23 protein-coding genes are annotated in these 22,261 nt (G+C 61.7%); 7 read left to right on the top strand and 16 right to left on the bottom strand.

Annotated elements, in window-relative coordinates; translation table 11 throughout:
* Positions 1-3: 3 nt before the first annotated feature.
* The 3 genes from H8K20_RS09925 (at position 4) to H8K20_RS09915 (ending at position 2,873) form a co-directional block, all read left to right on the top strand.
* Positions 4-1,002, top strand: a complete 999-nt coding sequence (locus H8K20_RS09925; RefSeq protein WP_186488317.1) for a carbohydrate kinase family protein — start codon at positions 4-6, stop codon at positions 1,000-1,002.
* A complete protein-coding gene (locus tag H8K20_RS09920; RefSeq protein WP_186488316.1) occupies positions 999-1,706 on the top strand; it encodes a UTRA domain-containing protein in 708 nt (235 codons plus the stop codon). The genes H8K20_RS09925 and H8K20_RS09920 overlap by 4 nt, the downstream gene beginning before the upstream one ends.
* Before the next feature lie 174 nt (positions 1,707-1,880).
* Complete coding sequence (locus tag H8K20_RS09915) at positions 1,881-2,873, top strand: nucleoside hydrolase (protein ID WP_186488315.1); 993 nt, start codon at positions 1,881-1,883, stop codon at positions 2,871-2,873.
* 168 nt (positions 2,874-3,041) lie between these two features.
* Here H8K20_RS09915 and gpmI read toward each other — a convergent pair whose 3' ends face one another.
* The 7 genes from gpmI to H8K20_RS09880 form a co-directional block, all read right to left on the bottom strand.
* The gene (gene gpmI, locus H8K20_RS09910) at positions 3,042-4,556 is read right to left on the bottom strand and encodes a 2,3-bisphosphoglycerate-independent phosphoglycerate mutase (protein WP_186488314.1); all 1,515 of its coding nucleotides are present in this window, start codon (positions 4,554-4,556) and stop codon (positions 3,042-3,044) included.
* Positions 4,557-4,698: 142 nt separating this feature from the next.
* A complete protein-coding gene (tpiA, locus tag H8K20_RS09905) occupies positions 4,699-5,466 on the bottom strand; it encodes a triose-phosphate isomerase (RefSeq protein ID WP_105205050.1) in 768 nt (255 codons plus the stop codon).
* A 240-nt stretch (positions 5,467-5,706) separates the two neighbouring features.
* Positions 5,707-6,918: a phosphoglycerate kinase gene (locus H8K20_RS09900; RefSeq protein WP_154866648.1), complete on the bottom strand. Its 1,212-nt coding sequence runs from the start codon at positions 6,916-6,918 to the stop codon at positions 5,707-5,709.
* Between the two features lie 240 nt (positions 6,919-7,158).
* On the bottom strand, positions 7,159-8,025 hold the full coding sequence (locus H8K20_RS09895) for a DegV family protein (protein WP_186488313.1): 867 nt from the start codon (positions 8,023-8,025) through the stop codon (positions 7,159-7,161).
* 19 nt (positions 8,026-8,044) lie between these two features.
* Complete coding sequence (locus tag H8K20_RS09890; RefSeq protein WP_154866644.1) at positions 8,045-8,554, bottom strand: tRNA (cytidine(34)-2'-O)-methyltransferase; 510 nt, start codon at positions 8,552-8,554, stop codon at positions 8,045-8,047.
* Between the two features lie 87 nt (positions 8,555-8,641).
* Positions 8,642-9,220, bottom strand: coding sequence for an ECF transporter S component (locus tag H8K20_RS09885; protein ID WP_243562678.1), 579 nt, complete (start codon positions 9,218-9,220; stop codon positions 8,642-8,644).
* Between the two features lie 73 nt (positions 9,221-9,293).
* Positions 9,294-10,163: a pyridoxamine kinase gene (locus tag H8K20_RS09880; RefSeq protein WP_243206438.1), complete on the bottom strand. Its 870-nt coding sequence runs from the start codon at positions 10,161-10,163 to the stop codon at positions 9,294-9,296.
* Positions 10,164-10,429: 266 nt separating this feature from the next.
* On the opposite strand from H8K20_RS09880, the gene H8K20_RS09875 reads away from it, so the two are divergent.
* Complete coding sequence (locus tag H8K20_RS09875; RefSeq protein ID WP_164998205.1) at positions 10,430-10,606, top strand: hypothetical protein; 177 nt, start codon at positions 10,430-10,432, stop codon at positions 10,604-10,606.
* A 122-nt stretch (positions 10,607-10,728) separates the two neighbouring features.
* Here H8K20_RS09875 and H8K20_RS09870 read toward each other — a convergent pair whose 3' ends face one another.
* The 5 genes from H8K20_RS09870 to H8K20_RS09850 all read right to left on the bottom strand — a co-directional run bounded on the left by H8K20_RS09870 (position 10,729) and on the right by H8K20_RS09850 (position 15,729).
* The gene (locus tag H8K20_RS09870) at positions 10,729-11,478 is read right to left on the bottom strand and encodes an SDR family NAD(P)-dependent oxidoreductase (RefSeq protein ID WP_186488312.1); all 750 of its coding nucleotides are present in this window, start codon (positions 11,476-11,478) and stop codon (positions 10,729-10,731) included.
* 296 nt (positions 11,479-11,774) lie between these two features.
* Positions 11,775-12,938: a phosphoglycerate dehydrogenase gene (locus H8K20_RS09865; RefSeq protein ID WP_186488311.1), complete on the bottom strand. Its 1,164-nt coding sequence runs from the start codon at positions 12,936-12,938 to the stop codon at positions 11,775-11,777.
* A gap of 51 nt (positions 12,939-12,989) precedes the next feature.
* A complete protein-coding gene (serC, locus tag H8K20_RS09860; RefSeq protein WP_105205043.1) occupies positions 12,990-14,075 on the bottom strand; it encodes a 3-phosphoserine/phosphohydroxythreonine transaminase in 1,086 nt (361 codons plus the stop codon).
* Positions 14,076-14,581: 506 nt separating this feature from the next.
* The gene (locus tag H8K20_RS09855) at positions 14,582-15,049 is read right to left on the bottom strand and encodes an ASCH domain-containing protein (RefSeq protein WP_186488310.1); all 468 of its coding nucleotides are present in this window, start codon (positions 15,047-15,049) and stop codon (positions 14,582-14,584) included.
* 80 nt (positions 15,050-15,129) lie between these two features.
* Positions 15,130-15,729, bottom strand: coding sequence for a hypothetical protein (locus tag H8K20_RS09850; protein WP_105205041.1), 600 nt, complete (start codon positions 15,727-15,729; stop codon positions 15,130-15,132).
* Between the two features lie 248 nt (positions 15,730-15,977).
* Between H8K20_RS09850 and H8K20_RS09845 the strand changes: the two genes are divergently transcribed.
* Entirely contained in the window at positions 15,978-16,400 is a 423-nt protein-coding gene (locus tag H8K20_RS09845; RefSeq protein WP_154866635.1) for a DMT family transporter, read from the top strand.
* 23 nt (positions 16,401-16,423) lie between these two features.
* Complete coding sequence (locus H8K20_RS09840; protein WP_105205039.1) at positions 16,424-16,921, top strand: DMT family transporter; 498 nt, start codon at positions 16,424-16,426, stop codon at positions 16,919-16,921.
* 753 nt (positions 16,922-17,674) lie between these two features.
* Here H8K20_RS09840 and deoD (H8K20_RS09835) read toward each other — a convergent pair.
* The 4 genes from deoD (H8K20_RS09835) to deoD (H8K20_RS09820) all read right to left on the bottom strand — a co-directional run bounded on the left by deoD (H8K20_RS09835) (position 17,675) and on the right by deoD (H8K20_RS09820) (position 20,665).
* A complete protein-coding gene (gene deoD, locus H8K20_RS09835) occupies positions 17,675-18,376 on the bottom strand; it encodes a purine-nucleoside phosphorylase (protein ID WP_105205038.1) in 702 nt (233 codons plus the stop codon).
* 18 nt (positions 18,377-18,394) lie between these two features.
* Positions 18,395-19,099, bottom strand: coding sequence for a purine-nucleoside phosphorylase (gene deoD / locus H8K20_RS09830; RefSeq protein ID WP_105205037.1), 705 nt, complete (start codon positions 19,097-19,099; stop codon positions 18,395-18,397).
* Positions 19,100-19,203: 104 nt separating this feature from the next.
* Positions 19,204-19,914, bottom strand: a complete 711-nt coding sequence (deoD, locus tag H8K20_RS09825; protein WP_105205036.1) for a purine-nucleoside phosphorylase — start codon at positions 19,912-19,914, stop codon at positions 19,204-19,206.
* A 55-nt stretch (positions 19,915-19,969) separates the two neighbouring features.
* Positions 19,970-20,665 (bottom strand): purine-nucleoside phosphorylase, encoded by a 696-nt coding sequence (deoD, locus tag H8K20_RS09820; protein WP_105205035.1) that lies wholly within the window; start codon positions 20,663-20,665, stop codon positions 19,970-19,972.
* Positions 20,666-20,977: 312 nt separating this feature from the next.
* Here deoD (H8K20_RS09820) and H8K20_RS09815 point away from each other — a divergent pair, with 312 nt between their 5' ends.
* Positions 20,978-22,162 carry a MalY/PatB family protein gene (locus tag H8K20_RS09815; protein WP_186488309.1) on the top strand — a complete coding sequence of 395 codons (1,185 nt, stop codon included), beginning with the start codon at positions 20,978-20,980 and terminating at the stop codon, positions 22,160-22,162.
* The last annotated feature ends 99 nt before the right edge of the window (positions 22,163-22,261 follow it).

Raw genomic sequence — 22,261 nt, 5'->3', positions numbered from 1 at the left:
CACATGACCGATATTTACTACCCGCTGATGCCCACCGTCGACATGACGGTGTTATTAGAGCAGCCGCTGCCTATCGTGGAGGGGCAGACCAAAGATACCCGCTCGATGGTCATGCAGGCCGGTGGACTGGCCAACACCGTGATCGAGGCGGTACGGCTGGGCCTGTCGGTGCTGCCCGTGGGGCAGATGGGCCAGGACCTGTTTGGCGACTGGCTGATAGAGCAGTATAAAGAGGAGCGCATCGATACCAGCCGCCTGCACCGAGAGCCGGGATTCGAGACCCAAAAAGTACTGGTATTGGCCGACCGACAGCGTGCCCACGCCTTTGTGAGCATGAACCGCGGAGCCTTTGGCCCGCTGCCGGATTGGCGGCAGGACCTGCAAGACAGCCGTGCGCTGTGCCTGACCGGCTACCATTTGGCCTGCGAAGACACCTGCGACCAGGCAGTTCGTATGCTAAAGACCGCTCATCAGATGGGCAAGCTGGTATTTTTTGACCCCGGCCCCACCATCGCCAAGCTGCCGCCCGACTGGGTGTGCAGTCTGTTGCCGTACTGCGACTATCTGGTCCTTACCGCCGATGAGGCGGCCTATTTGGCCAGCGGCAGTGCAGAGGAGATGGCGGCGGCACTGGCGGCCCACGGCTGCCAGGTGGTGTTAAAAGACGGTGGGCGCGGCTGCTACCTATACCGCGGAAATACGGGTTTTTGGGCGCCGGGCTACCAGGTGCCGGTAGTGGATACCACCGGCGCCGGCGACAGCTTTTTGGCCGCCTTTATGCTGGGTGTACTCAGCGATCTGCCGCTCGCGGCCACCGCCGCTTTAGCTAACGGAGCGGGCGCGGCGATGGTACAAAAGTTGGGCAGTGGGCGCATGGTACCCACCGTAGATGAGATCGCCGCGGTACTTGAACAGCGGTGGCCGCAAGCTTTTGGCGGCCACCGGGTGCCGCAGCTGCTAGACGGGCTGCGCGCGCTTTTTCTCGGGGAGACACGGCAGTGATCCGGCGCACAGACGGAACGCTGTACCACCAGATCAAACAGTGGCTGCGGGGAGAGATCGAACACCTGCCGCCCGATGCACCGATCCCGTCGGAGCTCTCTATTGCCAAGCAGTTTGGGGTGAGCCGGGGGACGGTGCGGCAGGCAATCGCCGACCTGGTACACGAGCAGCTGATCTACCGCATCCAGGGCAAAGGATCATTTAAGAGCCCGGTGGCAGTCAACCACACCTCTGCTCACATGGACGGCCTGACCAGACAGCTCATGGACTGTGGGCTGCAGCCCAGTATCACCGACATTGCGCTGGACACCGCCGTGCTGCCGGAGCCCTATGTGGAGCCGCTACAGCTGGCAGCCGACGCCCCGGTGTGGCGGCTGCAACGGGTGTGGCGGGCCAGCGGCCGGCCCATCTCACTGGGGGTGGCCTATATCCCGCAGGGGGCGGTGCCGGGGCTGCACATCGAAGCTGGACAGTCGCTTTTGCAGGCGCTGAGCGCGCAGGGCATAACTATAGCCCGGGCGGAGAGCTACAGCCGGGCTGTTTTGGCTGACGCGCTGTGTGCCGAGCAGTTACAGGTACCGGTGGGGGCTGCAATTTTACAGATGACCTATTACGGGTACACCGCCGATGGGCGGCCAGCCTTTGTTGAGGTGACCCGCACGGTAGGTGAGCACTATGTGCTGCACGTGACCCAACAGCTGTGATGCTATAACCGTATAAAAAGCAGGTAGACCTAAGGTCTGCCTGCTTTTTTATTTGCCTGCCGGTAAGACTTGCCGCCAGAGGCGGCAAGTGCCATAATAGGGCTGTACGGATGGGATGCGGCAGCCCCAAAATGGGGAGATACCGCCAGTTTGCGTTAAAGGGGGAGCTGTACTGTGGAAAAAAGGCCGTTTATTTTAGATGTAGACACCGGGACCGACGACGCTATGGCCATTATTGCGGCGGTCAAGGCCGCCGAGTTGGACCTGCGGGCCATTACCGTAACCCACGGCAACCAGCCGCTGCCCAACACACTGGAAAACACACTGCGGGTGGTGCAGTTTTTGGGGGTTGATGTGCCGGTCTTTGCCGGTTGCCCCGACCCGATGGTGCGTACCCTGACTGCCGGGCGGGAGATGAATGTGCGGCGACAGCCCTATGAGCAGGTGATCGACGGGCAGGTAGTCAACATGCACGAGGACTATCTGCCGCTGCCGCCGGCAAAAATCGCGCCCCAGCCGGAGCATGCGGTGGCGTTTTTGCTGCGCACCCTGCGGGTGGCCAGCACACCCATTACAGTGGTGGCGGTGGGGCCGCTGACGAACATCGCCATGGCTTTGCGTCTGGACCCGGGCATCGCTCGAAATATCCGTGAACTCATCGTCATGGGGGGCGGTATACGGGCGGTAAACAGCACCAGCGACTCGGAATTCAACTTTTTTGCCGACCCGGAGGCGGCACAGATCGTGCTAAAAGCGGGGGCCAGGGTCACTATTTTGCCGCTGGACGCCACCACCTCGGCGCTGTTTGACCGGCGGGACGCCCAGTGCCTGCGGGATATCGGCACGCCGGAGGCCGAATTTTTTGGCCGCCTGATCGCCGACTTTATCGACCGCATGGCGCTGCTGGGCATCAGCAACACCAGCGACCCCGGTGACCACAGCGCCGCCATCCACGACGCGCTGTGCGTGCTGTATATGCTGGACCCCCGCATCGTCACCGACCTGCGGCGGGAGGCCTGTGATGTGGACTTTAGCGGCGGGTTCGCCGACGGGCAGCTGATCGTGGATACCCGCAGCTACATGCCCCGCGACGACGAGACCTACGTGGCCTACGGCATTGACAAGGAGCGGGTTATGCGGCTGCTGTGCGATCTGTTGGGGCGCTGAGCGCCGGGACAGGCATGGGGCGGGCATAATCGATATATTTAATATTTGTACTATTTTAGATCAAAAATACTTTTAGTTGTAATCATAAATGTGAACAAATTGTAAAAAGAGAGCCAAAAGAGGCGATAGTCGCCCGATCTGGCTCTCTTTTATGCTTTGGGGGGAAATTTACTCGATGATGCTCTTGCCGGTCATTTCGGCGGGCTGGGGCAGACCCAGGATCTTTAACATAGTGGGGGCGATGTCGGCCAGGCAGCCGCCCTGACGCAGTTTGACATCGCCGCAGCCGACCACCACGAACGGTACCGGGTTGGTGGTGTGGGCGGTGAAGGGCGAGCCGTCGGGCTCGTACATCTTGTCGGCGTTGCCGTGGTCGGCGGTGATGAGCACCGCGCCGCCTTTGGCCAAGATGGCATCGACCATTTTGCCCACGCCGTCATCGACGGCCTCGACGGCCTTGACGGCGGCGTCGAACACGCCGGTGTGGCCGACCATGTCGCAGTTGGCGTAGTTTAAGATGATGACGTCGTACTTGTCGGAGGCGATGCGGGCCAGCACCTCCTCGGTGACCTGGGGCTCGCTCATCTCGGGCTGCAGATCGTAGGTGGCGACTTTGGGAGAGGCGATGAGCGCGCGGTCCTCTCCCTCATAGGTCTTTTCGACGCCGCCGTTAAAGAAGAAGGTGACGTGGGCGTACTTCTCGGTCTCGGCGATGCGCAGCTGTTTGAGGCCATTTTTAGAGATGTACTCGCCAAAGGTGTTCTGCAGCGACTGGGGTTTAAAGGCCACCTGTACGCCGGGCATGGTGGCGTCGTACTGGGTCATACAGACATAGTACAGCGGGAGCAGACCCTTTTGGCGGGCAAAGCCGTCGAAGTCGGGGTCGACAAAGGTGCGGGTGATCTCGCGGGCGCGGTCGGGGCGGAAGTTAAAGAAGATGACCGAATCATTTGCCTGCATGCCGGCATAGCCGTCGCAGACGGCGGGGACGACGAACTCGTCGGTGACATCATCCTGATAGGAGTCGGGCATGACCGACAGGGCGGTCTTCTGTACGCCTTCGCCGTCGGCGATGGCGTGGTAGGCCTTCTCGACCCGCTCCCAGCGATTGTCGCGGTCCATGGCGTAGTAGCGGCCCATGATGGTGCCGATGCGGCCCACGCCGATCTCTTTTAATTTTTCATCCAGCTGCTTGACGAAGTCGGCGCCGGAGGAGGGGGGCACGTCGCGGCCGTCCATAAAGCAGTGGACGAACACATCTTTGACCCCTTTTTTCTTGGCCAACTCGATGATGGCGTAGAGGTGCTGGTTGTGGCTGTGGACGCCACCGTCAGACAGCAGGCCCATGACATGCAGGGCGGTGCCGTTTTGCAGGCAGTTGTCCATGGCGCCCAGCAGCGCTTCGTTTTGGAAGAAGTCGCCGTCGGCGATGGATTTGGTGATGCGGGTGAGCTCCTGATACACGATGCGGCCGGCGCCGATGTTGGTGTGGCCGACCTCGCTGTTGCCCATCTGGCCGTCGGGCAGGCCCACGTCCATACCCGAGGCACCGATATGTACCATGGGGTAATTATTCAAAATGCGGTCGAGGTTGGGGGTGTTGGCGGCCTCGATGGCGTTGCCGTAATCGCTCTGGTTATAGCCAAAACCATCCATGATGATGAGGGCGAGAGGCTTTTTCATGGCGTTTCTCCTATCTGTGTGGTGACGGGCCCCCGCGCGGGGGCGGTGTGGTGAAAAAAGGGCCGTACCGACGAGTGATACAGCCCTTTTTTGCTATTTTACGGGTGCTGAGGGCGGCTGTAGGCGCCTATTGTTGCACCGCTTATTTCGAGGCGGCAGCGACGATCTGGGCGAAGGCGTCGGCCTTTAAGGAGGCGCCGCCGATAAGGCCGCCGTCGACATCGGGCTGGGCCAGCAACTCGTCGGCGTTGCCGGCGTTCATGGAGCCGCCGTACTGGACCACCAGTTTGTCGGCGGCCTCTTTGCCGTAAAGGCTGGCCACGGTGGCGCGGATCACGCCGCAGACCTCGCCCGCCTGTTCGGCGGTGGCAGTCTTACCGGTGCCGATGGCCCACACCGGCTCGTAGGCGATGATGACGTTTTGCAGCTGCTCGGCGGTGACATCGAGCAGGGCGATCTTGGTCTGCAGGGCCACCAGTTCGGCGGTGACGCCCTGCTCGCGGTCCTCCAGGTGCTCGCCCACACAGACGATGGGTTTTAAGCCGGCGGCCAGAGCTGCTTTGGTGCGCAGGTTGACGGTGACATCGGTCTCGCCGAAGTACTGGCGGCGCTCGGAGTGGCCCAGCACCACGTACTCGACGCCCATCTCGGCGAGCATGTCGGCCGAGACTTCGCCGGTGTAGGCGCCGGACTTCTCGAAGTGGCAGTTCTGGGCGCCGACTTTGATATCTGTGCCGGCGGTGGCGGCCAGAGCGGTCTCGAGGTCAGTAAATGGCACGCAGGTGATGACGGTGCAGGCGGCATCTTTGACTAGCGGGGCCAGATCGCTGAGCAGCGCCTTGGCGGCGGTGCGATCGTTATTCATCTTCCAGTTGCCGGCGATGACCGGGGTGCGCAGATCTCTATTCATGGGGAAAATCCTTTCTGCCGGGACTGAGCGTGCCCGGCGGCAAAAAAGAGGGCTGCTCGCAGCTTGGCGGGAACGGCCCGGCCCACAGGCGGCAGCGCCCCTGGGGCCGGGGCCGCACCCACCCGCACACGCAGGCAGCCCTCTAACTTATTTTTTATAGCGCCGACAGCAGCACTGCCGTTGCCTGTATTTTAGGCGGTACGGGGCCAGAGGCCCGCCGCCGGGAAAGCAGTTTTTCGCTTAGCTGTTGGCGATGCAGGCGATACCCGGCAGCTCTTTGCCCTCCAGGTACTCCAGCGAGGCGCCGCCGCCGGTGGAGATGTGGGTCATCTTGTCGGCAAAGCCCAGCTGCATGACAGCAGCGGCAGAATCGCCGCCGCCGATGACGGTGGTGGCGTCGGTCTCGGCCAGCGCTTTGGCTACGGCCTTGGTGCCCGCGGCCAGTACCGGGTTCTCGAACACGCCCATGGGGCCGTTCCAGACAACGGTCTTGGCGGACTTGACCGCATCGGCAAACAGCTGCATGGTCTTGGGACCGATATCCAGGCCCATCTTGTCGGCCGGGATCTTGTCGGCATCGGACTCGACCAGCTCGACCGGGGCGTCGATGGGATCGGGGAAGGCGGGCAGCACGGCGGTGTCGACCGGCAGCAGCAGATTGACGCCTTTCTCCTCGGCCAGTTTCATCATGTTTTTGCAGTAGTCGATCTTCTCGCTGTCGACCAGAGAAGTGCCGGTCTCGTAGCCCTTGGCGGCCAGGAAGGTGTAGGCCATGCCGCCGCCGATGATGAGGGTGTCGACTTTGCTGAGCAGGTTTTCGATAACGGTGAGCTTATCGGCCACTTTGGCGCCGCCCAGGATAGCCACGAAGGGGCGTACCGGATCGTTGACGGCGTTGCCCAGGTACTCGATCTCTTTGCCCATGAGATAGCCCACGGCGGTATCTTTGATGTAGTCGGTGACGCCGGCGGTGGAGCAGTGGGCGCGGTGGGCCGAGCCGAAAGCGTCGTTTACGTAAACCTCGGCCAGGCTGGCCAGTTCCTCGCTGAAAGCGGGGATGTTTTTGGTCTCTTCTTTGCGAAAACGGGTGTTTTGCAGCAGCACCACGTCGCCGTCTTTCATGGCGGCGACAGCGGCTTTGGCCTTTTCGCCCACCACATTGTCGTCGTCGGCAAAGACGACCGGCTGGCCCAGCAGCTCAGACAGGCGCACAGCGACAGGAGCCAGGCTGAATTTGGCCTCCGGCCCGTTTTTGGGTTTGCCCAGGTGGCTGCAGAGAATGACTTTGCCGCCGTCGGCGATGAGTTTTTTGATGGTGGGCAGTGCCGCCACGATGCGGTTGTCGTTGGTGATGACACCGTCTTTCAGCGGTACGTTAAAGTCTACCCGGACCAGTACGTGTTTGCCTTTTACCTGGATATCATCCACGGTCTTTTTGCCTAGAGTGCTCATGTCTGTACTCCTTTTCCTCGCTTTAAAAAATGTGTTTTATAAAACTAGGTATGTGCGCGCCGATGGCCGGTGCGCCGGGGCCTGTCCCCAAAGGAGAGGCAGGCTTTGGCCGCCAGTTGTTAAAAGTCTGGCAATCCTCAATCATTTTACACGATTTCCCTCTAGTTTTCAAGGCCAAACCGGCCTTGTGGCAGGCAAAATATGCGCGGGATGCCGTTTAAAACGGCGGTGGCGGCCCCGCTAACGGCGGCGGTGGCCCTTGACCATGACGCCGATGATCTGCGGGCCGGCATTGATGGCGATGCAAGCACCGGCGCGGTACTCGCCCACCGGGGGATAGCCCAGCTCCTTTTGCATGGCCCCGGTGAGCTGGGCGCGGCGGTCGAAATAGCGGGCGCAGAGGGTGGCGTAGGGGCTGCGCTCACACATCTGTTTTTGGGCCCAGCCGGCCAGCGCGGGCACCACCTTGGCGTCGCCCCGGACCTTGTCGACCACCTCGACCCGGCCGTCCATGATGCGGATGATGGGCCGCAGCCCCAAAATATCGCCCACAAAGGCGGCGGTACAGCTGACGCGGCCGGACTTTTTGACAAAGTCGAGCGAGTAGACCGAAAAGTAGATCTCGAGAGAGCCAAACCAATCGAGCAGGTAGTCGCGCACGGCGGCGTAGCCCACCCCTTTTTGCAGCATGCGGGCGGCCTCGGTCAGCGGAAAGCCGTAGCCCACCGAGTAGGTGCCCGAATCGATGATGCGAATATGCATCGCGCTGTGGGGGCGCTGCTGGGCAAACAGCTCTTTGGCGTGGTTGGCGGCCTGGATCATGTTGGAGCCCTGGGCGTTGATGGTGACGTGCAGCAGGTGGGTGTAGCCCTGCTCGTCGGCCTGCAGGTACTGCTGCAAAAACTGGTGGTAGTTGATGTGGCTGGTGGTGGGGATCTTTTTGCAGCGCTCTAAGATATCGTAGAACTCGTCGAGGGTGAAGTCGCCGTCGTGGTGGGGGGCCCCATCCACCTCGATGGGGATGGGCATCACCCGGATGCCCAGGTCGCGGGCCACATCCAGCGGGATGTCACAGGCCGAGTCGGTCAAAAGCAGTATCTTCTCCATGTGATGGCTCCTTTTTTTATCAGGTCGTGGGCTGATCCCAGTCGTACTGTGTGAGCCGGCCGGCCGACTGCAGGCGGGGGTAGCCCCACTGGCGCAGCACCTCGTACACGCCCACGGCGACGGTATTTGACAGGTTGAGGCTGCGGGCGGGGGCGAACATGGGCAGCCGCACACAGCTGGCCGGGTTTTTTACCAGCAGATCCTCGGGCAGGCCGGCATCTTCGCGGCCAAATACCAGGTAGCTGCCGTCGGGGTACTGCACGTCGGAGTGGACCCGGCGGCCCTTGGTGGTAAAGTAAAAATACGGGCCGCTGTTTTTTGCAAAAAAGTCATCGAGGCCGGTATAGGTGGTGATATCCAGCAGGTGCCAGTAGTCGAGCCCGGCGCGCTTGAGCTTTTTGTCGTCGATGGAAAAGCCCAGCGGGCCCACCAGATGCAGCCGGGTGTTGGTGGCCGCACAGGTGCGGGCGATGTTGCCGGTATTTTGGGGGATCTGCGGCTCGACCAGCACGATGTTGAGTGTGGACATGACGCTTCCTTTCTGCCGGAGCTTGTCCCCCTATTTTACCAGGGTAAGCTGCCGGGCACGCGAATACAGTCTTATTTTCGGGGATGGTCAGCGCTCTTTGCGGGCCTGCAGCCGGTCGAACACGCCGGCCTTTTTTAGGATGGGCCGCATGACGCCGAACAGCAGCAGCGACACCACCACCGCGATGAGGCCGTTGGTGAGCGATACCGAGAGCTTGGTGGCGGCCACGGTGAGCACCGTTTTAAACGGCTGCCGGTAAAACCACAGCCCCTCGGCAACGTTTTTGCCCACGTAGAGCACCACGTAGCTCAGCGAGCCCAGCACCGCCCCGGCGATGCGGCGGGGGCGGCTGTCGAGTTTTTTGTGGGCGATGGCCCCGCAGACGAAAGCCATACAGAACTTAAAGGCAAAGGTGAACGGCGCGCCGGCGATGTAGGCGGGGTCGAACAGGTCAAAAAAGCCGGAGCCGAGGCCGGCGGCCAGACCGCCCTTGACCGGGCCCAGCACCAGGCCCGAGAGCAGGCACATCACGTTGCCCAGATGCAGCATGGTCTTACCCATGGGGGTGGGGATATCGATGCGCAAAAAGGTGGCCACAAAGCACATGGCGGCCATGAGGCCCACCAGCGTGATGCTGTAGACGGTATTGTTTTTCTCGCGGTTCACGAGACATCACTCCTCTTTTTTAGCGTGTATTTTTAGGCGGCGCAAAGCGCCGGAACGGGCGGGAGCTCTGCCGCTACAGCGGCGACACCCGCTGCTGCAGTTCTGGGGCAAACAGCCAGGGCAGCGCCTTTTCGAGCTGGACGCCCCAGCGGCGGTCGGTGCCCGCCTTTTGGGTGAGCGCGATGGCCCGCTCGACGAACTGGGCGGCAAAGCTGGCCGCCTGGGGCAGCGCGTCGCCGCCCAGCAGCCGCCCGGTGAGGGCGGAGGTGAAGATGTCGCCGGTGCCGGGGTAGCCCACCGGCAGGTACTCGGCCCGCACCCGGCTGTACGCGCCGCCGCTGTACACCAGATTATAGCGCCCGTCGGGCATGTGACAGCCGGTGATGACGACCGACTTGCAGCCCAGGCCGGCCAGGCCCACCAGCCACCGGCGGGCGCCGGCGGCGTCGAATACCCGACGGCGGGTGTGGTCCTCGCCCAGTAAAATGGCGGCCTCGGTCTCGTTGGGGGTGATGACGTCGGCCTCGGCGATGAGCGGCCGCATTTGAGCCATGAGCTGGCCGGTACAGGTGCGGTAGGCCTTTTGATCGTCGCCCATGACCGGGTCGATGACCTTGAGCGCCTGCGGAAAGGCCTGACAGTATGCCCGGCAGGCCGAGACCTGACCGGCGCTGGAAAAAAAGCCGGAGTACACGGCGGCAAAGTCGAGGCCCAGCTGCCGGTAGTGCTGCAGCGTGGGCAGCAGCATATCCGACAGGTCGCGCAGCACCGGATCGCCCAGGCCGCCGGTGTGGCTGGAGAGCACCGCGGTGGGCACCTGCACCACCTGCGCGCCCATACAGGAGAGCACCGGCAGGATGACCGCCAGCGAGCAGCGCCCAAAGCCGGACAGGTCGTGCAGCGCCAGCACCCGCGGCGCGGCGGCGAGATCTTGTTGTTGCAAGTGAAGTGGCCCCCCTCCCAATAAATATGTGTGTGCGGGCGACTGCATCGGCAACCGCCCGCACGGCCGCCGCCAGCGACAGCCAGAAAGGGCCGACCGCACCCGGGCGGCAGCCCTGTTTTTCTGTTATTATAGCACAAAACGCCGTGTCAAAAAATCGATGTGTGTAAAAAACTGAAAAAAATCCCTGTTTGGCGCGGCGGTGTATTCGCGGCGCTGGCGGCCATACTAATACCGTAAACCGGAGTTTAAAGGAGGTGCACCCGATGAAGAGAACCGGCAGTGCAAAAAATGTGGCCATGGGTATGGCCATCGGCGCGGCGGCAGCCGCCGTGGGCGTGGGGCTGATGAACACCAACAAGCGCCAGCTGAAAAAGACCGCCAACAAGGCCATGAAGACCATGGGAAGCCTGGTAAACGACGTATCTTCGATGATGCGCTAGAATGCCAAAGGCCGGCCGCAGCGGCGGCAAAAAAAGGGGCGCAGCACAGCGCCCCTTTTTTTGTTATGCATTTATTACCGGGGGCCGGGGCAGTGTTTGGGCATTACAGGCATGCCGCATCCCTACATGACGATGCCGCCGTCGACGTGGAGGATGGTGCCGGTGGTAAAAGAGGCGTCGTCGGACGCCAAATACACATAGGCGCCGGCCAGCTCGTCGGGGGTGGCCATGCGGCCCAGCGGCGTGAGAGACTGAAGGGCGGCCAGCATGCGGTCGTCTACCGACTGGGCGACCATGTCGGTGCCCACCACCCCGGGGGCGACGGCGTTGACACGGATACCGTAGGGGCCGAGCTCTTTGGCGCAGGACTTGGTGAGACCGTTGACGCCGAATTTGGAAGAGGAGTAGGCCGTTTGCATTTTGCCGCCGTAGGTGCCGACCATAGAGCTGGTGTTGATGATGCTGCCGCCGCCCTGCCGTCTCATGATGCCGGCCACCGCCCGTATGCAGCGGAAGGGGCCGGAGAGGTTGATGCGCAGCACGGCGTCGAAGTCCTCGTCGGTCATATCGAAGATCTGCTTGGTGGAGGTGACGCCGGCGTTGTTGACCAGGATATCGACCCGGCCCCAGCGCTCCATTACGGCGGCGGCCATCGCTTCTACCTGGCTGCTGCTGGACACGTCGACCCCCAGCGGCAGCAGCTCCGCTTGCGGGTACTGGGCACACAGCTTTTGCGCCGCTTTTTGGGCCGACGCGGCCCGACTGCCGCAGAGGGCGACTTTGGCCCCTTCGCTTACAAAGGCGGCGGCGACGGCGTAGCCGATGCCCCTCGAGCCACCGGTGACGATGGCGACTTTATCCTGTAGTTTCATCAAAATCCCCCTGTTTATGGCGGCCACGGTGCGGCCGCCACATCATTTTTTGCGCTCGTTATAGCCTACACCGGCGGGGGCGGCAATATGCACCGACGCCGATACAGACCGCAGATGTATCACCGGCCGCCCGGAGAGGGCCGGGGAAAAAATAAGCCGTTTTTATTATATACCATTTTTGTGTAGTTTTGGCAACCATTTTTCCCTCGGCGGCAGGGACGTGGGGGAAGAGCCAAAAGAGAGCGCCCGGCCCGCATGAGCGGGCCGGGCGCTTATCGGGAAACAGATCGCAGTGGTCAGATCGCGCGGACGCGCACCACCCCGTCGATCGCAGCTATCTGCTGCAGGACCGGCTGGGGCACAGCGGCGTTGACGTCGATCATGGTGTAGGCGTACTCACCGCGGGATTTGTTGAGCAGGTTCTCGACGTTGAGGCCGGCGTCGCTGACGGCGGCGGCGATACTGCTGATCATGGCGGGGATATTTTGGTGGATGACACAGAGCCGGGCCGTGCCGGAGCGCACCATCGTGGCGGCGGGCAGGTTGACCGAGTTTTTGATGTTGCCGTTTTCGAGGTAGTCGCGCAGTTCCTCGACGGCCATGACCGCACAGTTATCCTCGCTCTCGGGGGTGGAGGCCCCCAGGTGGGGGATGGCCACTACACCGGGGTGGCCCAGCAGGCAATCCTGCGGGAAATCGGTCACGTAGCAGCCCAGGTGGCCGCTGTCCAGCGCCGAGAGCACCGCCTGGCTGTCGACCAGCTCACCGCGGGCAAAGTTTAAGATGCGGGCCCCCGGCTTCATGCTGGCGATGACCTGCGCGTCGATCATGGCGGCGGTGTCTTTGGTGTAGGGCACGTGCAGGGTGATGTAGTCGCAGGTGGTGTAGATCTCGGCCAGGTCTTTGGCGTGGATGATGGCCCGCGACATCTTCCAGGCGGCATCGACCGACATGTAGGGGTCGTAGCCCATGACCTCCATGCCCAGGTGGCGGGCGGTGTTGGCCACCCGGATGCCGATGGCACCCAGGCCGATGACCCCCAGCCGCTTGCCGGCGAGCTCGGGCCCGACAAACTGTTTTTTTCCCTTTTCGACCAGTTTGCCCACCTCGTCGCCGCGGCCCTTAAGGGTCTGCACCCACTGCAGGGCGGCCGGGACCTTGCGGGAGGAGAGCAGCAGGCCGCAGAGGACCATCTCTTTGACGCCGCCGGCGTTGGCGCCGGGGGTGTTGAACACCACGATGCCGTGCTGGCTGCAGATGTCGACGGGGATGTTGTTGACCCCGGCGCCGGCCCGGCCGATGGCCAGCAGGCTGTCTTCGAGGTCGTAGGTGTGCATATCGGCCGAGCGCACCAGGACGGCATCGGGCGCCGGCACGTCGGCGGCGACGGTGTAGCGGTCGGCCGGCAGGCGGCCGGTTCCCACCTCGCTGATGGGGTTGAGCGTTTTTATGTGAAACAAAGCAGTTCCTCCTTTAAGCGGCGGCCCAGCGGCCGCCGGGATGGACCCACCCTAGCGGTGGGCGGCCTCGAACCTGGCCATGAAGTCGACCAGCGCCTGCACGCCTTTTACCGGCATGGCATTGTAGATGGAGGCGCGCATGCCACCCACAGTGCGGTGGCCCTTTAAGTTGACCAGCCCCTGGGCGGTGGCCTCTTTGACGAACTGGGCGTCGAGATCTTTGTCGCCGGTGACGAACGGCACGTTCATCAGCGAGCGGCACTCACCCTGCACGGTGGCCGAGAACAGCTTGCTTTCGTCGAGATAATCGTAGAGCAGGGCCGCCTTTTGGGCGTTTATCTTTTGGATCTGCTCGATGCCGCCCATCTCGTTATTGAGCCAGTCCAGCACCAGCTTGCAGATGTAGATGGCATAGGTGGGCGGGGTGTTATACATGGAGCCGGCATCGGCGTGGGTCTTGTAATCGAGCATGATGGGGGTGATGTCGCGGGCGTGGCCGATGAGGTCTTTGCGGATGATGACCACGGTGAGGCCGGCGGGGCCCATGTTCTTTTGGGCGCCGGCGTAGATGAGGCCAAATTTAGAGACATCGATCGGCTCGGACAGGATGCTGGAGGACATATCGGCCACCAGCGGCACGCTGCCGCAGCTGGGCAGGGTGGGGAAGCGGGTGCCGTAAATGGTGTTGTTGTAGCAGATGTGCAGGTAGTCGGCCTGTGGATCGAGCTTTTGCGCGTCGATCTGGGGTATATAAGAAAAGACCCCGTCTTCAGACGAGGCTACGACGTTGCACCGGCCGTATTTGGCCGCCTGCTGATAGGCCTTTTTGGCCCACTGGCCGGTGAGCACAAAATCCGCCCGGCCAGAACCGTTCATGAGATTGAGCGGTATCATGGCAAACTGGGTGGACGCGCCCCCCTGCAAAAACAGCACTTCGTAGTCCTCGGGTATATGGAGCGTATCGACCAGTGACTGACGACAACTGTCGATGATCGCCTGATAATCTGATGAGCGGTGGGACATCTCCATTACAGACTGGCCTGATGAGCCGTACTCCATCATTTCCGAAGCGGCTTTTTGCAGGACCCATTCGGGCAGTACCGACGGGCCGGCGCTAAAATTGTATACTCTTGCCATTTTTGTCCCTCCCGATAAAAATTTTCTTCCCTGGCGGGTGCGCTGACGGCCTGGACGGGCCGCGCCGGCTGGGGCCGGGCACTGGCAATGTGCCGGCACCGGCGGAAGTTGTAACCTATTCTAGGCCAAGCGGGGCCGTTCGTCAAGCGCAGCGGGTAAGACGGTGTCGACAGCTATGTGCACCAGTGACGAAAAACTGTTTTTGTGTCAAACACAGTTTTCTTTTTTGTGCGCAGGGCAAAAAAAGTGGCGGCCCGGCGTTGTTGAAGATACCAAAATCCTCGCCAAATAGTCGTGTAGTTTTGGCGGCCCGGCAGGGGGCGCAGGTGGGGCAGAGGAGCAGAAGGCCAGCCGGGAGCTGCCGGCTGAGCGGTGGGCTGCCACTTGGGACGCCGGAGAGACCGCGCGGGTGGAGCCGGGAGCCGGGGGATAAAAAGAGCGGGCGGCGCACCCGCTTTAAAACAGGTGTGCCGCCCGCGGATAGGACCGCTCAGACCGGCAGGGCGCTACTGGTAGACGACCTTGAAATCCTCGAACACGACCGGCATATCCCAGGAGAAAGTATAGCCCTTGGCCCGGCCGTCCTCGGTAAAAAAGCGGATGTGGCCCTGCCGCCAGGACTCCAGATCGTCGTCCTCCCCTTCGCGGCGGCAGATATCGAAGGTGATGTCGCGAAACGGCAGAATGGTGACAGCGGTGGTCTCGACGATGCAGCGGGGCGTGCCGGCCCAATCGGTGATGACCGAGCAGCCGCCGACCTCTGGCAGCGGCAGCTGGTGGGCGGTAAAGAAATGCGCGCTGGAGGAGGTGGCCCTTTTTTGGCCTGCCAGCACCAGCTGCAGCAGCTTGTTGGCCCACTTTTCGCTGTTGTCGAAGTGATAGCAGTCGCAGTAGCGCAGGTCGGTCGGGCGGCCGGTCTGCTGTAAAAAGCCGCGCCAGTAGGCGTCGATGATCTCTTTCTGTTGCTGTTGCATATGCTTACCCCCGCTATGAGCGGATAGGGGCGGTGTTCTGCCCGGTGAATAGGGGCGGGGCATGAGAGCCAGCGTTAGCGCTAGAGCTCGCGCTCGCCGGAAAATGCCCAGCGGCCGGCACCGCCGCCGAACAGGTAACCGCAAAAAGCGCACTTGGCGGCGGTCTCGCTCTCCATAGGGGCGCCGCATTGGGGGCAGTTGCCCTGAGAGGAGACCGGGCCGGTGTGGTCGGTATAATCGCAGCTGTATTTGACCTGCCGGATGCTGGGGCCCTGCGGGCCGGCGGTGCGGTACTGGGCCGACAGCTGGAAGGTGATGGTTTTTTTAAGGCGCTCGCGCCGGTAGGCACTGATGGCGCACTGATGTACCTGCACCCCATCTTTGCCGGACAAGAAACGACCCGTTAGATGGGCGGCCGCGGCGGCAAGCGCAGCATCGACATCGAAGCCGGGGAAGTCTTTTTGGATCTGGGGCAGGTAGAGAGCGGTGCAGTTGGACACCGAGCGGGGGCCGACCTCCTCGGGCTGAACGGCGGTGGCGGCACTGCCGGCCAGGTGCACCACCGCCCGGTAGACCCCGCCGGCAAACGAGCGCTGCAGACGGCGCACCGCCCAGTATATACCCGCCGATACGGCGGCGATGACCGCTATCACCAGCAGCGGCCCCATCAGCTGTTTCATGGTCGCATCCTCCTCTTGGCCCCTGCGCGCGGGGGCGGGCTGTATGGCCCGATTGTACCACGGATGGCGGCAGCAGGGCAAGCAGATCGGGCCCGGGCGGCAAAAAATGGGCAGAGCGGCGAAAAAACGGGCTCTTTTCGCTGCAATATGGAGAAAAGAAGGAACGGCGGCCAGCTGTCCTTTTCCCCCGCGGAGTTTTGTGCTACAGTACCGGTAAGGCATTGTTTTAGGAGGAGAGGGGCGAGGTAGTGGACTTTTGGCTGCTGTTGCTGGCCGGGTGCTTTTTGTCGCTGATGCAGAGCCTAAACGGCGAACTGAGCGGGTACCTGGGCATATTTGAAGTGACGTTTATCGTACACAGCATCGGGGCGGTGCTGCTGATCTTGTACTTAAAGCTGGTGAAGCGGCAGAAGATACGGCTGCGGGGCATCCCCCCCTACCTGTACGCCGCCGGCTTTTTGGGGGTGGCGCTGGTGAGCACCAACGCCTACTGTACACCGCGCATCGGCGTGGCCACAGCGGTGGCGCTGTCGGTGACCGGACAGATGGTACTGTCGGCTATCATCGACCATTTTGGCCTGCTGGGCATGAAAAAGACCGCCTTTAAGGCGCGGCGGCTGCCGGCCTTTTGCCTGATGGCGGCCGGGCTGGTGCTGCTGGTGTGCTTTTGAGCGGGAGAGGGGCGTGAGCGAAGATGATACTGGCTTACTTTTTGGCACTGGCGGGCGGCTGCATCGGCATTTTGTCGAAGCTGGTGAATGTGCAGGTGGCCCAGCGGCTGGGGACCGAGAACGGCACCCTGATCAACTACCTGATCGCCAGCGCTTTGGCGCTGGTGCTGGCGCTGTGTACCGGGGCCACGGCGCTGTTTTCGCCCGCGGTGCTGGGCAGTGTGCCGCCGGTGTACTACCTGGGCGGGGTATTTGGGTTGCTGTCGCTTTTGCTGACGGTGGTATCGATGCCCAAGGTGCCGGTGATCTCGTCTACGGTGCTGATGCTGGCCGGTCAGCTGGGCACCGGGCTGCTCATCGACTGGCTGCTGCTGGGTAAATTTTCGCTGCCGCGCACGGCGGGTATTTTACTGGTGGCGGCCGGGCTGGTGCTGGACAAATTTTTGGCGCGGCCCGACGGCACCGAGACAGAGGGCCAGCCGGACACAGAACAAGCTGAGGTGACGGCTGTAGAGCGGTGACGGCCGGTATGTGCAGAGGCAAAGATAGCGCCAGACCGGGCCTGACCGTCTGGGCGGATACGCCGCACGGGGCATGCGCACACTGCATACTGCAACTGCAAATATAAAAATAAGAGAAGGCAGGTCGTCGATGGCGACCTGCCTTCTCTTGGATCTCTGATATAAGGGCCGTGCTGACGGCGGGGGCTGCGCCCCGAGAGCCGTTCTTGCACTTTTCGCACTGCTGGTCTAAGCGCAGTACCCAACCGTCTAAAGTCGGTTAAAATGGGCGGTTGTGCGAAAAGCCTACACCGTAAAACGATCAGACCGCAAGAACGGCGCCGCCAAGCGGCGCGAGGGGCTGCGCCCCGAGAGCTGTTCTTGTACTTTTCGCACTGCCCGTCTAGGCGCAGTACCTAACCGTCTAAAGTCGGCTAAGGTGGGTAGTTGTGCGAAAAGCCTACACCGTAAAACGATCAGGCCGCAAGAACGGCGCCGCCGCCAAGCGGCGCGAGGAGCTGGGCCCCGAGAGCCGTTCTTGCACTTTTCGCACTGCCCGTCTAGGCGCAGTACCTAACCGTCTAAAGTCGGCTAAAATGGGCGGTTGTGCGAAAAGCCTACACCGTAAAACGATCTGGCCGCAAGAACGGCGCCGCCGCCAAGCGGCGCGAGGGGCCGGGCCCCGAGAGCCGTTCTTGCACTTTTCGCACTGCTGGTCTAAGCGCAGTACCCAACCGTCTAAAGTCGGCTAAAATGGGCGGTTGTGCGAAAAGCCTACATCTTGACCGCGGTATCGAGTGCCAGCGTGATCATGGTGTTGAGACTGGTCTCGCGCTCCTGGGCGGTGAGCTCCTCGCCGGGGACGCCGTCGGTGACCGACAGCATCATCAGCGCGCGGCAGCCCTCGCGGGCGGCGCAGGTGTAGAGGGCGGCGCCCTCCATCTCGACGGCCATGATGCCGTACTCTTTCCAGTTGGCGGCTTTGGGGTCGGGGTAGGAATAGAAGGCGTCGGAGGACAGGACGTTGCCCACGCGGATGCTGATGCCGTCTTCTTTGGCGGCGTTATAGGCGGTGCGCAGCAGCTCGAAATCGGCGACCGGGCAGTAGGAGCCGGGGAAGATGAGGTTGTTCATCTGGCTGTCGGTGGAGGTGCCCATGGCCAGCACCACGTCGCGCAGGTGCATGCCGTCGGCCAAGCCGCCGCAGGTGCCGATGCGGATGAGGTTTTTGACCCCGAACTCGCGCATGAGCTCGGTGGCGTAGATGGAGATTGAGGGCATACCCATGCCGGTGCCCATGACCGAGACTTTTTTGCCTTTGTAGGTGCCGGTAAAACCGAGCATGCCCCGGACCTCGTTAAAGCAGACGGGGTCCTCTAAGAAATTCTCGGCGATATATTTTGCCCGCAGCGGATCGCCGGGCAACAGGATGCTCTCGGCGATATCGCCGGGCTTTGCACCAATATGTACACTCATAACCGGTATCCTCCTTTACTAAAACTCGATGGCGGTATCCAGCGCGATCTGGATCATGTTGTTGAGGCCCTGCTCCTTCTCTTCGTACGAGAGGATGGTATCGATGTAGGGGCCGTCGCTGACCGACAGCATGGTCAGGGCGCGGGCGCCGTAACGGGCGGCGATGGTGTACAGGGCAGCGCCTTCCATCTCGCCGGCGATGACGCCGTACTGGGTCCAGACTTTGTCTTTTTCGGATTTGTCGCGGTAGAACGAGTCGATGGAGTTGATGAGGCCGGTCTTGACCGGGATGTTTCTCTCGCCGGCGATCTCGTAGGCGCGATTGAGCAGTTCGAAATCGGCGATGGGGGCGTACTCACCCGGGAAGATGCGGCGGTTCATGCCGCTGGTGGTGCAGGCGCCGGTGCCCAGCACGACGTCGAGCAGCTTCATGTCGGGCTGCAGGCCGCCGCAGGTGCCGATGCGGATCATGGTCTTGGTGCCGTAGTCGCGGGCCAGCTCGGTGAAGTAGATGGAGACCTGGGGCATGCCCATGCCGGTACCCATGACGGTGACGTCTTTTCCCTTATATTTGCCGGTGTAGGCGTAGGCGCCGCGTACTTTGTTGACGCACTCAGCGCCCTCTAAAAATTTCTCGGCGATGTATTTTGCACGCATGGGGTCGCCGGGCAGCAGGATGCGGCTGGCGATCTGACCTTCTTTGGCTCCGATATGAAAGCTCATGTGTAGTTCCTCCTTAAAATCACGTAGGTGGGGGCAGGCCCCTCTTTATACGACCGGCGGAGCGCTCCGCACGGACCTTTACAATAAATATGATCGGCGGCAGATCAGCCCTGGAAGTTGACCGCGGTATCGAGTGCCAGCGTGATCATGGTGTTGAGGCTGGTCTGGCGCTCCTCGGAGGTGAGTTTCTCCTCGCCGGGGACGCCGTCGGTGACCGAGACCATCATCAGCGCGCGGCAGCCCTCGCGGGCGGCACAGGTGTAGAGGGCAGCACCTTCCATCTCGCCGACCAGCACGCCGTACTCCTTCCAGTTTTTACCCTTGGGATCGTCGTAGCCGTAGAAGGCGTCGCCGGACATGGCGTTGCCCACCCGCACGTTGATACCGGTCTCTTTGGCGGTTTTATAGGCGGTGCGCAGCAGCTGGAAATCGGCCACCGGGCAGTAGGAGCCGGGGAAGATGAGGTTGTTCATCTGGCTGTCGGTGCAGCAGCCCATGGCCAGCACCACATCGCGCAGGTGCAGATCGTCGGCGATGGTGCCGCAGGTGCCGATACGGATGAGGTTTTTGACCCCGAACTCGCGCATGAGCTCGGTGGCGTAGATGGAGATGGACGGCATGCCCATGCCGGTGCCCATAGCCGAAACTTTTTTGCCTTTGTAGGTGCCGGTGAAGCCGAGCATGCCCCGGACCTCGTTAAAGCAGACGGCGTCCTCTAAGAAATTCTCGGCGATGTATTTGGCCCGCAGCGGGTCGCCGGGCAGCAGGATGCTCTCGGCGATATCGCCGGGTTTTGCGCCAATATGTACGCTCATTGTGTGTCCTCCTTTTATGTGTGACTGTGTTTACGGGACGTTGTTGGGGCCGCCGCTAAAAGGCGACAGCGGTGTCCAGAGCGATCTGGACCATGGTATCGAGGCTCTGCTCTTTTTGCTCGGCGGTGAGCTCGTCGCTGGAATAGTGGCTGTCGCAGACGCTGAGCATGGTCAGCGCGCGGGCGCCGTAGCGGGCGGCCACCGTGTAGAGGGCGGCGCCCTCCATCTCGCCGGCGACTACGCCGTAGCGCTGCCACACGTCGCTCTTATCACCGTAGAAAGCGTCGAGCGAATTGATGAGGCCGGGCCGCACGGGAATATTTTTTTGGCCGGCGATCTCGTAGGCGGTGTTTAACAGCTCGAAATCGGCGATGGGGGCGAACTCGCCTGGGAAGATGCGGCGGTTCATGCCGCTCATGGTGCAGGCGCCGGTAGCCAGCACGATATCCATCAATTTCATGTCGGGCTGCCAGGCGCCGCAGGTGCCGATACGCACCATCGTTTTGGTGCCGTAGTCGCGGGCCAGCTCGGTAAAATAGATGGTGGCCTGGGGCATGCCCATGCCGGTGCCCATGACGGTGATGTCTTTGCCCTGATAGGTGCCGGTATAGGCGTAGGCACCCCGGACTTTATTGACGCAGACGGCGCCGGTGAGGTACTGCTGGGCAATGTATTTGGCCCGCAGCGGGTCGCCGGGCAGCAAGATGCGGCTGGCTATCTGGCCCTGCTGCGCCCCAATGTGAAAGCTCATGGATCGTCCTCCTTTTTTCGGTGCGTGAGACTGCCTGCGGGCCACCGGGCACACAGCGCCCCAGGACCGGGCATATCTTGTCCACAATTGTACAGCATTCGGGGTCTTTTGTTAAGGGTGGCTTTGTAAATTTTCTCGAAACAGGCCGGTTTTGTGTATTCCGCTCAACAAATCGAGAAAAACTAGGCAATTTCACAGTATGTCCCGCAGAAAACCGTAAACATTTACAACTGTTTTTGCGCGGCCGCGCTGTGTTACAATAGAGATGGAAACTTTTTGTGGCCTGTGCCACGCAGAAAGGTGTGTACTGTGATGCAATATGATTTTAACAGCTGCCCCAGCCGCTACGGCACCAACTCTACCAAGTGGGACGGGATGGCCGGCGGCTTTGGCGCCGAGTGCAAGTACCCGCTGTGGATCGCCGATATGGATTTCGTGTCGCCGCCGGAAGTGGTGAAGGCGCTGCAGGAGCGGGTGGCCCACGGTGTGTTTGGCTACTCGATCACCCCCGACAGCTACTTAGAGGCCATTGTGGAGTGGGAGAAGACGCGGCACAACTTTGCCATTGAAAAGGACTGGATCCTGTTTTCGCCCGGGGTGGTGCCGGGGGTGTACTGGTCGGTGAACCTGTTCACCCAGCCCGGCGACAAGGTGATGGTGCTGACCCCGGTGTACAACCCGTTTTTTGCGGCCATTAAAAACCAGGGGCGCACGCTGGTAGAGTGCCCGCTGCAGCGGGATGAGCGCGGCCACTACGGGGTGGACCTGGACCTGTTTGCCAGGACCATCAGGGAAAACGACGTGAAGGTGTTTATCCTCTGCTCGCCCCACAACCCGGTGGGCCGGGTGTGGACCAAGGCGGAAATAGACCGCATGGTGGACATCTGTGTGGAAAACGGGGTGCTGATCGTATCTGACGAGATCCACCAGGATATCGTGTTCGAGGGGTACGAGCACCTGCCCACCGCCTCGACCAGCCAGAAGGCGCTGGAAAACACCATCACCATCACCGCCGCCACCAAGACCTTTAACCTGGCGGGGCTGCAGAACTCCATCCTCATCGTACCCGACAAGGTGCGGCGGGAGAAGATACAGAAATACGCCAGCGAGCAGCTGGACATCATGGGCGGCAACCTGTTGGGCTACGTGGCGGTGGAGGCCGCGTACCGCCACGGCGGCCAGTGGCTGGACGAGCTGATCGCCGTGATCGAGCAGAACTACCGGCTGCTGTGCGACTACATCGCCAAGATGCCCAAACTCAACGTGACCCCCATGGAGGCCACCTACCTGGCCTGGGTGGACATGAACGGGCTGGGCCTTGACGACGACGAGCTGGACGCATTCCTGAAAAAAGAGTGCCTGATAGCGGCCAACATGGGCCGGGTGTACGGGCCCAACGGCAAAGGCTTTGTGCGCTTTAACATCGGCTGCCAGCGCGATATGCTGACCGAGGCGCTGGAGAGCCTGCTGGCGGCGTACAACAAAAGATTTACCTGAAGAGCGCTTTGAAAAGAGTTTATCTGTTTTAAATCAGTATAGTGCCCGAGCGGGCAAAAAGTGGGCGATGTTTGGCGACGGCTCGTCCCTTTTTGGGCG

The organism is Neobittarella massiliensis (ex Bilen et al. 2018) (genome assembly GCF_014269355.1).
GTDB classification, from domain to species: domain Bacteria; phylum Bacillota; class Clostridia; order Oscillospirales; family Ruminococcaceae; genus Neobittarella; species Neobittarella massiliensis.
Note: the sequence above shows the minus strand (reverse complement) of the source record. Positions and strands in the feature narration are given on the sequence as shown.